This is a genomic window from Haliea sp. E17 (genome assembly GCF_048323675.1).
In the GTDB taxonomy this organism is placed as follows: Bacteria; Pseudomonadota; Gammaproteobacteria; order Pseudomonadales; family Halieaceae; genus Mangrovimicrobium.
On the sequence record NZ_JBLWFK010000003.1, the window covers coordinates 388,849 to 401,516 of the forward strand.

General features: G+C 66.5%; 8 protein-coding genes. 1 reads left to right on the forward strand and 7 read right to left on the reverse strand.

What is annotated here, in order from left to right:
• Positions 1-110: 110 nt before the first annotated feature.
• On the reverse strand, positions 111-4,007 hold the full coding sequence (gene purL, locus ACNKU3_RS10345) for a phosphoribosylformylglycinamidine synthase (RefSeq protein ID WP_418259380.1): 3,897 nt from the start codon (positions 4,005-4,007) through the stop codon (positions 111-113).
• 218 nt (positions 4,008-4,225) lie between these two features.
• Here purL and mltF point away from each other — a divergent pair, with 218 nt between their 5' ends.
• Entirely contained in the window at positions 4,226-5,653 is a 1,428-nt protein-coding gene (gene mltF / locus ACNKU3_RS10350; RefSeq protein ID WP_418259381.1) for a membrane-bound lytic murein transglycosylase MltF, read from the forward strand.
• Between the two features lie 98 nt (positions 5,654-5,751).
• Here mltF and tadA read toward each other — a convergent pair whose 3' ends face one another.
• The 6 genes from tadA to ACNKU3_RS10380 form a co-directional block, all read right to left on the reverse strand.
• Positions 5,752-6,228, reverse strand: coding sequence for a tRNA adenosine(34) deaminase TadA (gene tadA / locus ACNKU3_RS10355; protein WP_418259382.1), 477 nt, complete (start codon positions 6,226-6,228; stop codon positions 5,752-5,754).
• 16 nt (positions 6,229-6,244) lie between these two features.
• The gene (locus tag ACNKU3_RS10360) at positions 6,245-7,258 is read right to left on the reverse strand and encodes an ABC transporter ATP-binding protein (RefSeq protein ID WP_418259383.1); all 1,014 of its coding nucleotides are present in this window, start codon (positions 7,256-7,258) and stop codon (positions 6,245-6,247) included.
• Positions 7,258-8,778, reverse strand: a complete 1,521-nt coding sequence (locus tag ACNKU3_RS10365) for an ABC transporter permease (RefSeq protein ID WP_418259384.1) — start codon at positions 8,776-8,778, stop codon at positions 7,258-7,260. The genes ACNKU3_RS10360 and ACNKU3_RS10365 overlap by 1 nt, the downstream gene beginning before the upstream one ends.
• A complete protein-coding gene (locus ACNKU3_RS10370) occupies positions 8,775-9,812 on the reverse strand; it encodes an ABC transporter substrate-binding protein (protein ID WP_418259385.1) in 1,038 nt (345 codons plus the stop codon). The genes ACNKU3_RS10365 and ACNKU3_RS10370 overlap by 4 nt, the downstream gene beginning before the upstream one ends.
• On the reverse strand, positions 9,813-10,604 hold the full coding sequence (locus ACNKU3_RS10375) for a hypothetical protein (protein ID WP_418259386.1): 792 nt from the start codon (positions 10,602-10,604) through the stop codon (positions 9,813-9,815). It lies immediately after the preceding gene.
• A 101-nt stretch (positions 10,605-10,705) separates the two neighbouring features.
• Positions 10,706-12,532 carry an SLC13 family permease gene (locus ACNKU3_RS10380; RefSeq protein ID WP_418259387.1) on the reverse strand — a complete coding sequence of 609 codons (1,827 nt, stop codon included), beginning with the start codon at positions 12,530-12,532 and terminating at the stop codon, positions 10,706-10,708.
• Between the last annotated feature and the right edge of the window lie 136 nt (positions 12,533-12,668).

Below are 12,668 nucleotides of genomic sequence, written 5' to 3' on the forward strand. Positions count from 1 at the left end.
CCCGGGGCGAAAAAAATGGCGACATTATTCAGTAATCGACCCTGTGCCACAAGGCCGCATCCGGAGGTCAATGGGGACGGATGCGGCCGGTTTCAAGGGAAGGGAGGTTTTTAGCCAAGCCAGCGCCGGGCGTTGCGGAACAGGCGCATCCAGCCGCCGTCCTCGGGCCAGTCCGCGGGCGCCCAGGAGTACTGCACCGTGCGGAACACCCGTTCCGGGTGCGGCATCATGATAGTGGCGCGTCCATCGCTGCTGGTCAGGCCGGAGATGCCGGCCGGCGAGCCGTTGGGGTTGGCCGGGTAGCTTTCGGCCACGCCCAGGTCGTTGTCGATATAGCGCAGGGCCACGGCGCCGGCGGCTTCACACTCGGCGCGGGCCGCCTCGCTGGCAAACTCCGCCCGGCCCTCGCCGTGGGCCACCGCGATCGGCAGGTGGGAACCCGCCATGCCGTCGAGCAGGATGGACGCACTGCGCTCCACCCGCACCAGCGCCAGGCGCGCCTCGAACTGCTCCGAGCGGTTGCGCACGAAGCGCGGCCAGTGCCCGGCGCCGGGAATCAGGTCCTTCAGCGTGGACACCATCTGGCAACCGTTACACACGCCGAGGGTAAAGCTGTCGTCGCGGTGGAAGAAGGCCGCGAACTGCTCGCGCAGGGCGGCGTTGAAGCGCACGCTCTTGGCCCAGCCCTCGCCGGCCCCCAGCACGTCGCCATAGGAGAACCCGCCACAGGCCACCAGGCCCTTGAAATCCGCCAGGTCATGGCGGCCCGCCAGCAGGTCGCTCATGTGGACATCCACTGCGGAGAATCCGGCGCGGTGGAAGGCCGCCGCCATTTCCACGTGGCCGTTGACGCCCTGCTCGCGCAACACCGCCAGGCGGGGGCGGACACCGGTGTTGATATAGGGAGCGGCGACATCCTCGGCGGGATCGAAAGCCAGGCTCGCCGACAGACCCGGGGCCTGTGCCGAGATGCGCTCGTATTCTTCCCGCGCGCAATCCGGGTTGTCGCGCAGGGACTGGATTTCATAGCTGGTGCGGGCCCACAGGCGCTGCAGGCGAGCCCGGGAGTCGTTCAGCAGTTCGCCGCTGGCGTCGCGCAGGACCACGCCATCCCCGGCCACCGGGCGACCGATATCGTGCAGGCAGTCCGCGAGGCCGAGGGCCTGCGCGCGCTCCAGCAACGCAGGCACATCCGCGCTCGCCACCTGCAACACCGCGCCGATTTCCTCGGCAAACAGTGCCGCCAGGGGCTCTGCCTGCAGGGAGGAGAGATCGATCTCGAGGCCGCAGTGACCCGCGAAAGCCATCTCCACCAGGGTGGTGAAGAGGCCGCCATCGGAGCGGTCGTGGTAGGCCAGCAGGCGGCCCGCCTGCAACTGCTCCTGAACCAGTTTGAACAGCGCCAGCAGGTCCGGGGCCGAGGTGATGTCGGGCACCGTGTCGCCGAGTTGCCCGCAGCTCTGTGCCAGCGCCGAGCCGCCGAGCCGATTGGCGCCGCGGCCAAGGTCGACCAGCAGCAGCCGGGAGTCGACGTCCGGGAGCAACTGCGGCGTCACCGACAGGCGGGCGTCGGTCACTGGTGAGAATGCAGACACGATCAGCGAGACCGGCGCCGTCACCGCCTTGTCATCGCCGCCGTCGCGCCAGGTGGTGCGCATGGACATGGAGTCCTTGCCCACCGGAATGGTAATGCCCAGCGCGGGACAGAATTCCATCCCCACCGCCTTGACCGTCTCGTAGAGGGCCGCATCCTCGTTGCCATAACCCGCGGCGCACATCCAGTTGGCGGAGAGCTTGATATCGCGGATGTCGGCGATGCTGGCGGCGGCGATATTGGTGATCGATTCCGCGACCGCCATGCGCCCGGAGGCGGGGCCGTCGACCAGCGCCAGCGGCGTGCGCTCGCCCATGGCCATGGCCTCACCGGCAAAGGAATCGTAGGAGACCGTGGTCACCGCGCAGTCCGCCACCGGGACCTGCCAGGGACCGACCATCTGGTCCCGCGCCACCATGCCGGTCACCGTGCGGTCGCCGATAGTGATCAGGAAGTTTTTGCTCGCCACCGCCGGCAACTGCAGGACCCGTTCCGCCGCCGCGGCGACATCCAGCGACAGGGCCAGCGGACGCAATGTTACCGGCTGGCGATTCACCACGCGGTGCATGCGCGGGGGCTTGCCGAACAGCACCGACATCGGCAGGTCCACCGGGGCGTTGCCGAAGTGGCTGTCGCTGAGGGACAGGTGCAACTCCTCGGTAGCCTCGCCGACCACCGCATAGGGACAGCGCTCGCGCTCACAGATGGCCTCGAAGGTCGCCAGGTTTTCCGGCTCGACCGCCAGCACATAGCGCTCCTGGGATTCGTTGCACCAGATTTCCAGCGGCGACATGCCGGGCTCGTCATTGGGCACATCGCGCAGGGCGAAACGGCCGCCGCGGCCGCCGTCCTTCACCAGTTCGGGCAGGGCATTGGACAGGCCGCCGGCGCCGACATCGTGGATGAAGGCAATCGGGTTGGCCGCACCCAGCTGCCAGCAGCGGTCGATAACTTCCTGGCAGCGGCGCTCGATTTCCGGGTTCTGGCGCTGCACCGAGGCGAAGTCCAGGTCCTCGGCGCTCTCCCCGCTGGCCATCGACGAGGCGGCGCCGCCGCCGAGTCCGATCAGCATGCTGGGGCCGCCGAGGACGATCAGTTTGGCGCCGGCACGGTACTCGCCCTTGTCGACATGTTCCTCGCGGATATTGCCATAGCCGCCGGCGATCATGATCGGCTTGTGATAGCCGCGCACTTCGTCCCCCGCCACGCCGGGCGCGGTGAGCTCGAAGCTGCGGAAATAGCCGCACAGATTGGGACGGCCGTATTCGTTGTTGAACGCGGCGCCGCCGATGGGCCCCTCGATCATGATATCCAGCGCGGAGACGATACGCGCAGGCTTGCCGTAGTCACTCTCCCAGGGGTGGGTGTAGCCCGGGATCTGCAGGTTGGAGACCGAGAAACCGGTCAAGCCGACCTTGGGCTTGGACCCCCGCCCCACCGCGCCCTCGTCGCGAATCTCGCCGCCCGAGCCGGTGCCGGCACCGGGGAAGGGCGCGATCGCGGTGGGATGGTTGTGGGTCTCCACCTTCATCAGCAGGTGGATATTCTCGCGGGAAAAACCGTACTCGCCCGATGCGGGGTCGGGGTAGAAACGGCCCGCCTCATGACCGACCACCACCGCAGCGTTGTCGGAATAGGCCGACAGCACATTCTCGCCGCCGCACTGGTAGGTATTGCGGATCATGCCGAACAGGGAGTGCTCGCGATCCTCGCCGTCGATGGTCCAGGTGGCGTTGAAAATCTTGTGCCGGCAGTGCTCGGAGTTGGCCTGGGCGAACATCATCAGTTCGACGTCGCTGGGATTGCGGCCGAGCCCGGTGAAGCTCGCCACCAGGTAGTCGATTTCATCCTCGGCCAGGGCCAGGCCCAGGTCGCCATTGGCCTGCACCAGCGCCTCGCGGCCGCCGGAGAGTATATCGACGCTGCCCATCGGCGCGGGCTCCGCGCTCTGGAACAGCGCCGCGGCCGCCTCCAGGGTGTCGAACACGGTTTCGGTCATCCGGTCGTGGAGCTGGGCGAGGACCTGCCGCCGCCCTGCAGCATCGAGTTCCGCCGGGACCACGAGCTGGTAGGCGATGCCGCGCTCGATCCTGTGCACCGCAGCCAGGCCGCAATTGTGGGCTATATCGGATGCCTTGCTCGACCAGGGGGATATCGTTCCCGGGCGCGGCACCACCAGTGCCAGCAGCGGCGATTGCCCGGTTGCCGCGTCGGCGGGGGGGTAGCTGGGACCGTATTCCAGCAGCTGCCGGAGCACTTCCTCTTCCTGTGCAGCGAGAGGCCGCTCGAGGTCGGCAAAATGCACAAACTCTGCGCGCAGGAGGCGAACGCCGGGATCAATGGCCGCGAGATTGTCCGCGAGCTTGTTCAGGCGAAAGGGCGAGAGCGCCGCAGCGCCATGCAGGATCAGCATGCTGGGGAGTGGCTCCGGAGGGGTAGCTGAAAGAGGCGGCCATTGTACTGCATCGTCCCCTTCGGGTTAACCGCGCGAAGCGGCCTGATCCCGGTGATATTTAACGCCCCCGCGGCCCCCACCGGGCGCACCGGCCAGCCGCAGGAAAACCGGACCCGGCTGGCAGTTTCGGCGAATAAAGCTTGTGTCGCGGCAGGGGACTGCCGAAAAATAGCCCCATGCACACCCGAATCCTGACACTGGTGGCTTTGCTGGCAGTGGCCGTGAGCGGCTGCGCCAGGCGCGACAGCCTGGACCAGATACTGGAGCGCGGCGAATTGCGCGTCGTCAGCCGCAACAGCCCGACCACCTGGTATACCGACAAGTCCGGCGCCACCGGCTTCGAATACGCGCTGGCCAGCGAATTCGCCGCCAGCCTCGGCGTCGAGCTGGTCATGGTGCCCGCCTACAGCATCCCCGACATCTTCCAGCGTCTGGATCGCGACGACGCCGACCTGGCCGCCGCCGGCCTCAGCCTGGCGGACCATCGCGCCGTGCATTTCCCCCACAGCGTCAGCTACGCCGCGGACCAGCCCCAGGTCGTCTACGTCTCCGGTACCTTCCGCCCCCGCAAGGCGGAAGCCATGACCGGCATGTCACTGGTGACGCTCGCCGGCGCCGTCAACAACCAGTACCTCGAGACCCTGCGCGCCGAGCAGATACCGGAGCTGCAATGGCGCGAGGTAAACGCCCCGGATGCCATGGAACTGCTCGACATGGTGAACTTTGGCAAGGCCCAGCTGGCCGCAGTCAACGCCAGTGAATTCAATGTCCAGAAGGGTCTCTACCCCCGCCTCAAGGTCGCCTTCGACCTGGGCCCGCCGAGCGAACTGGTCTGGTACCTGCAGCCGCGCGGCGACCAGCAGCGCCTGCAGCAGCGGATCGACGAATTCCTCACCGCCAGACTCGAGGCCGGGGAAATCAGCGCGCTGCGCAAGCAGGAATTCAGCCAGGGCCAGAACGTGGCGAGCATCAGCTCCCGCCGCTTCAGCCGCAAAATGCGCGATACCCTCCCCGACTACCAGGAACTGATTCGCAAGGTGGCCGCTGAATACATGATGGACTGGACCCTGCTGGCCGCCATCGCCTACCAGGAATCCCACTGGGACCCGCACGCGGAATCCCCTACCGGGGTCCGCGGCATGATGATGCTTACGGCCCCCACCGCGGAGGAACTGGGCGTCAGGGACCGCCTCGATGCGGCGGAGAGCCTGCGCGGCGGCGCCCGCTACCTGAACATCCTCAAGCGCCGTCTGCCGGCGCGCATCAGGGAGCCCGACCGCACCTTCCTGGCGCTGGCCGCCTACAACATCGGCCGCGCCCACCTGGAGGACGCCCGGGTACTCACCCAGCGCCAGGGCGGCAACCCGGACCTGTGGAACGATGTCATGCTGCGGCTGCCCCTGCTGGAGAGCAGCAAGTATTACAACGATCTCAAATACGGTTATGCGCGGGGCCAGGAAGCGGCCACCTACGTGCGCAACATCCGCCACTACCGCAGCATTCTCGAGTGGCAGGACATCGCCAGCAACCGGCTGGTACCACCGGTCCAGGTGAGCGAGTACCTGCCGGAGGTATTGCGCGGCACGGCGTTGCGTTCTCTCTAGTCGCGGTGACGAGATAATTGTTTCAGAGGTGCGCGTGGCGGCCTGACGGCCGCAGGAAATGGAGTAAAACCGATGTCCCGGCCCGCGGATCAGCCCCACTAGCGCCGGGCGCGAAAGAACTCCCGTAGCCGGCGGCCGCTCTCCTGGGCCAGAACCCCTTCCTGCCACGCTACCCGGTGGTTGTAGCGCGGCTCGTCGAGCATGGCGCAAGTACTGCAGACCACCCCCGCGCGGGGTTCGCGGGCGGCGAAGACCAGGCGCTCGATACGCGCATGGATCATGGCGCCGGCGCACATGGTACAGGGCTCCAGGGTGACATAGAGCGTCGCGCCCGGCAGGCGGTAGTTGCCCACCGCGCTGGCGGCATCGCGCAGGGCGGCAATCTCGGCGTGGGCGCTCGGGTCATTGCAGGCGATCACCGAATTCCAGCCCTCGCCGATCAGTTGCCCGTCGCGCACGACCACAGCGCCGATCGGCACTTCGCCTTCCAGTTCCGCCCGGTCGGCCAGCGCGAGGGCGCGGCGCATCCACATTTCGTGTTCGGCGAGGGAGGTGGAATTCTGGTCCTGTGACATGTGGCCGGCTCCCGTTTCAGGCGGTGCGCGGGAAGGCTGCCAGTGGCACGCCGGAATCCAGGCTCAGCGCGACCCGGTCACCCGGCTGGGCGAGAATCTCGTGGCCGACGCGGACAGTGAGGTCATGGCCGTCATCCAGCTGCACGGCAAACAGGCGGCTGCCACCTTCGTAACGCACCCAGGTCACCTGGCCGTTGGGGGCGCCGGCGGTATCCAGGCGCAGGTCGTCGGGCCGCACCAGGACGTCCACATTGCCCTCCCCGCCGTAGATCGCCTTGCAGGCCGCGGTGCCGAGCGCGGTGGAGACCTGCTCGCCCTGCAGGCGGCCCGGCAGGAAGCCGGCCTCGCCGAGGAAACGCGCGACGAAGCGATTGGCGGGCTCGGAGAAACAGGCCTCCGGGGTGTCCACCTGTTCCAGGTGGCCGTGATTGAGGATGCCGACGCGATCCCCCACCGACAGCGCCTCCTGCTGGTCGTGGGTTACCCAGATCGCCGGTACGCCGGCCGCTTTCAGGGCGTTCCTGATCTCCCAGCGCAGGCTGTCCTTGAGCGCCGCGTCGAGGTTGGAGAGCGGCTCGTCGAGAAGGATGAAAGCCGGCTGGTGGGCCAGCGTTCGCGCCAGCGCCACTCGCTGCTTTTGCCCCCCGGAGAGCGTCGCCGGTTTGGCCTTGCGCAGGGCTTCGAGCCCGAGCAGCTGCAGCCAGTGATCCACAGGCGCCGTGTCCCTGAGGCGGAAACCGACGTTTTGCTCCACGCTCAGGTGCGGGAACAGGGCGAAATCCTGGAACACCATCCCCACGTTGCGCTTTTCCGGCGGGACGTGGTCGCCGGGCGTGGCGCGCCAGGCGCCGAGGCGAATCTCGCCGCTGGCGATCGGCACCAGCCCCGCCAGCGCCTGCAATATGGTGGTCTTGCCGCAGCCGGTCGGGCCGACCAGCATGAGTATCTCGTCGGCGCCCAGCGCCAGGTCGAGGGCATTGACGACACGCTTGGCGCCATAGTCCACGGAAAGATTGGTGACTGTCAGCATCAGCGCTGATAATCCTCGCTTACATCGAATTCGGCCCGGCGTTCTCCGGACAGCATCAGGGCCAGGCCCAGGCCGGACATCAACACCAGCAGCAGGCCGGGAATTGCGGCGCGGCCAAAATAACCCGCTTCGTACACTCGCCACAAGTAGGTCGCCAGGGTTTCAAAGCCGGTCGGCCCGAGCATCAGGGTTGCCGGCAGCTCGCGCATCGCCTCGAGGAATACCAGTGCAGCCCCCGCCACCATACCGCGCAGGGTCAGCGGCAGGGTAACCCGGCGAAAGGCTTCCGCCGGCGAGGCACCCAGTACCCGCGCCGCCCGCACCAGGCTGCCGTCGAGGCCCTCCGCCGAGGAGCGGATCGAACCCACCGCCAGCGGCAGGAAGCGCATGACATAGGCGATCACCAGCAGCGCCAGGGTCTGGTAGAGGAAGGGCAGCTGCAAGCCGATATACACCAGCGCGGTGCCCATCACGATGCCGGGAACACCGAAACCGAGGTAGGTCACCCGCTCCATCAGGCGCCCGAGGCGGCCGGAAATTGCCGCGTGCGCCACCGGCACCGCGACCAACACCGCCACCAGCGCCGCCAGCAGGGAGGCGTAGGTGGAATTCCAGGCGTAGGCGAGTTCGAAGCCGCCGGCGCCGTCGCGCACCAGCCACAGGGTGAACACTGCCAGCGGCAGCAGGATGGCCAGCAGGATCACCGGCAGTACCAGCAATCCCATCAGCGCTACCTGTGCCCGCCCCGGCCACAGCACCAGGCGCCGCCCGGGGCGCTCCTGGGTACTGGTAAGACGTGACTCGATGAACAGCACCAGGCCGGCAACCGCCATCAACTGCAGCGAGAGCATCGCAGCCTGGCTGAGGCCGAAGGCGTTGTACTCGACATAGATGGCGCGGGTAAAGGTATCCAGGCGCATGATCGACGGTGTGCCGAAATCCGACAGGGCGTAGAGCGCCGCCAGCAGGCCGCCCGCGGCGATACCGGTAACCACCCGCGGCAGGACCACTCGCAGCAGGCACATCGGCAGCGGCATGCCCAGGGTGCGGGCCGCGTTGACCAGGCTGGCATCGAGGCTGCACAGGGAGGCCCGTGTGGTGAGCATGACAAAGGGATAGGTGTAGAGCGCCATCACCAGCGAGGCGCCGAACAGCCCGTCGATACGCGGCGTGGGCAGGCCCAGCAGGTTCTCGATTTCTCCACCGGGGCCAAAGGCGGCATAGAGCGTGAACGCCCCGATATAACTGGGAATGGCCAGCGGCGCGGCCAGCACGATCAGCCAGAGGCGATGCCAGGGCAACTGCACGTAGGCGGTCACCAGCGCCAGCGGCACCCCGATCAACACGGCCCCCAGTACCGTGAACCACATGAGCAGCAGGGTGTTGCCGATGATTTTCAGGTTGTGGGTATCGAAGAAGCTGGCCGCTTCATAGGCCATGCCGAACAGCACGATCACCGGGATAACCGCGAGCAGGGCCACCAGCCCCGCCGGCAGGTAGGAAAGCGGCCAGCGGGTCATAACACGCCGACGCTGCGCATCAGGTCCAGGGTCGGCCGCATGTCCGCCAGGCGGGTCAGGTCCATATCAGGGGGGGAGATCTCGCTCAGTGGCGGCAGGCCCTCGGGCATCGGTACTCCGGCCACCAGGGGTATTTCATAGGCCTCGGTGGCGAGGTAGGTCTGCACTTCGCGCGTCAGCAGGTAGCGGATGAAGTTCACCGGCAGGTCGCCTTCGCTGAGCGCCATCACCCCGGAGGCATTGACCAGGCACCCTGCGTCGTCCCGGGTAAATGCCAGCCCGACCCGGGCGTCCGGTTTGCCCGAGCGCAGGCGCAGGGTGTAATAGTGGTTGGCGAAGCCCAGGTCCACCTCCCCGCGCTCCACGGCCATCACCACGCCGAGTTCACCCGCGTAGCTGGTGGCGCGCTTGCTGACTCCGCGCAGCCAGTTGGCAGTGGCCTGCTCGCCCTCCAGCAGGCGCATCGCCGTCACGAAGGACTGGAACGAGGCATAGGCGGGCGCCCAGCCCAGGCGCAGGTCGGAATCCGCGAGCGCCATGATATGTTCCGGCACCTGCGCGGCGGTGAGCTTGTCGAGATTATAGGGCAGGGTGCGGATACGCCCGGTAACCGGCGACCAGTTCCGGTACTGGAACCCCGGCTTCAACTGGGCGCTCAAATCTTCCGGCAGCGGCTTGGCCATGCCGGATTCGGTGACCATGGCTATCGCCCCGGCGTCCACCGCCCAGAAGACATCGGTGCGCTGCACCCCCGCCTTGCCTTCAGCGACGATGGCGTTGGCCAGCGCCGCAGTGGAACCGCGGCGGATACCCAGTTGCAGTTTCGGATTGCGCTTCTCGATCGCCGCCAGCACGTTTTCATACAGGCCGCCCTCGCCCCTGCCAAGGTACAGCGTGAGCTTGCCTTCCAGCGGCGGCAGGTCCTCCACGGACACAGCGCCATTGCCGGCGGCGAACACCCCCGGTATGAACGACGAAAAGCCGCCGAAAACCCCGGCGGCCCCCAAAGCCCGTACAAAGCCCCTGCGTTGCACCTAGAACACGTCCCCGCGATTTTTCCCGGCGTCTTCCAACAGCGCCTTGCAGGTATCCAGCTTGGCCTGCATCGCCACCACTATGCCGCGCACGTCATCGACACTGGCAGCGTTCTTGATTGCCAGCGGCAGGGTCACGTTGAAATCCTTTTCCAGGTCCTCGACGATTGCCGCATCCTGTTCGATCAGCGCGCCCTCGATGCCTTCAAACAGGTGCAGGTAGGTATCCTGAACAATGCTGATCGCAGCGTCGGGCAACTGCTCCGCGTACTTGGCTACCACCCGCTCGAGCTGATGCTTGACCTCATCGACCGTCGCGGCCGGCGTGGTCGGCGCGGTCAGGGAGGTATCGATGGGTTTCAGCAGACCCTTTTCCTGGAACTGGGCCGCCAGCCGCACGGCGCCCAGACCCTGCCACAGGGCTCGCTCCAGCAGGGCCTGCTGCCGGTGTACTTCCGCAACCGGCTGGCCGGCATCCATGGCGCCCTTGAGGCCGAAAATACCCTGCCAGACCTCGGCGTAGACCGGGATGAAATGCGACTCGAGGGCCGGGTGAAAATCCACCTGCTCCCAGAGTTCGGCCAGTTCGTCGGTATTCACTGCGGCCTTGCCGCCCTTCGCGTAGGCATCGACCATGGCGCCCACCTGCTCGCTGAGCCAGTTTACGTCCCGGGTGTAGCCGGCAATATTATCCTGCAGATGGTTTACATGTTCGCCGATGCTGCCGTTGGCGAATACGGGGCGGGCGACGAACACCGCAACAAACCCCAGCACCAGAACAGCCTTCCCCATTATCCGCGGAACATATTGCATAACGATGTCCAAATTATAAAAGAGTCGCAAATGATACTTATTATCAGCTACAGCGTAAAGTAGAGGGAGCCAGGCTTGGTCTAGAACGGAAACAGCAGCGGCGTTACCGCGAGAGTGACCGCGTAGGTCAGGAGCAGCAGGGGCAGGCCGACCTTGAGGAAGTCGGCAAACACATAGTGCCCCGGCTCTACCACCAGGGTGACCACCGGCGTGGCCACCGGGGTGGAAAATGACGAGGACGCGGCAATCACCACGGCTACCGCGAAGGGGTAAGGCGATGCGCCAATCGCCGCCGCCGCGGCAATTGCGATGGGCGCGACCAGTACCGCCGCGGCGGTATTCGACAGGACCAGACCGATGCTGGCGGTGAGGAAAAACACCAGCGTCATCAGCATGTAGGGACCGGCATCCGCGGACAGGCGCATGAGGGTGGCGGCAACCAGGTCGATGCCCCCAGTTTTCTCCAGCGCGTAGGCCAGCGGCAGCATGCCGGCGATCAGCACCAGGCTGCTCCAGGGAATTGCCCGGTAGGCCTCCTCCATACTCAGGCAACGGGTAAAGACCGCCGCCAGCGCGGCGATCATCACCGCCGGGATCAGGGGTACGATGTTGAACAGGGTCAGCGCCACCATTCCCGCCAGTATCAGCAGGGACAGGCGGATCTTGTTGTATTGTGGCACCGACTCGCGATGCTCCCGCGGCAGGTCGGTCACCACGAAATCGTGGGCGTGCTGCGACAGTTGCTGCACCCGGGCCCAGGCACCGACCACGAACAGGCTGTCTCCCGTATGCAGCAGTGCGTCCTCGAAGTCCTCCAGCGCCTTGCCGTTGCGCCGGATGCCCAGCACATGGATGCCGTACTTGCTGCGAAAACCGCACTCGCGCAGGGATTCGCCCAGCAACTGGGAGTCCGGGTGAATGAGCACCGCCGCGCCGCTGATGTCCCAGCGCCAGCGCTCGCGATCCGCCGGGCTGTAGGGCACTTTCACCAGCACCTGGTCGCGCGCCAGACGATCCACCTGTTCCGGCCGGCCGAACACCAGCAGCGTCGTGCCGGGCGACAGTTCCGTATCCGCAGCGGGCGAGGCAATCCGCCGCCGGCCAGTCCCGGAGCGCCGCAGCACCCCGATCACCCGGACCTTGTATTCAGTATCGAGCCTCGCATCCTCCAGGCTTTTACCCGCCAGCAGCGAGTGCTCGCCGACACAGACCTTCTGGTAACGACCCCAGGGGTTGTGCTGCCCCCAGAGGTCCCGCAGGCTTTTGCCCCGGTCGTCGCGGGTCGGTTCGGACACTGGCGCGCCCAGCATATGACGCCCCGCGAGCAGGATGTAGAGGATGCAGATTGCCAGCACCGCCAGACCCACCGGGCTGAAACTGAAAAAACCGAAACCGTCGTAGCCGGCGCTGCGCAATTGCTCGTGCACCACGATGTTCGGCGTGGTGCCGATCAGGGTCAGCATCCCGGAAATCAGCGCGGCATAGGACAGGGGGATCAACAGGCGCGAGGCGTTGAGCCGGGTCTGTGCGGCGATACGCAGTACCACCGGAATAAACAGTGCCACCACCACGGTTGAGCTCATGACCGAGCCCAGCAGCGCGGCGCAACCCATCAGCAGCACCAGCACGCGCGCTTCACTTTCGCCGCCGCGCTTCAGCACCCAGTCGCCGACCACGCGGGCAACCCCCGTGCGCGAGAGCATTTCCCCGACGACCAGCAGTCCCGCCACCAGCGCCACTACCGGGCTGCCGAATCCGGCAATCGCCTCCTCCACGGTGAGCACACCACTCAGGCTCAGCGCGAGGACCACCAGCAGCGCGACCACGTCGAATCGCACCCTGTTGCTGGCCATCAGGACGCCGGCGACGCCGATCAGGATGAACACGAAGAGGGTATCGTTTTGCATGGAACTCCAGGGGTTGCGCGGGCGGGGCCAGGTGGAGATCGACTCACCACCGCTGCGATTATACGGAATTCTCCCTCGGCCTGTGACGCCGGATACCCCGGCAGCCGCGAAAAGCCGGGGGATTGTCCGCGTGAAT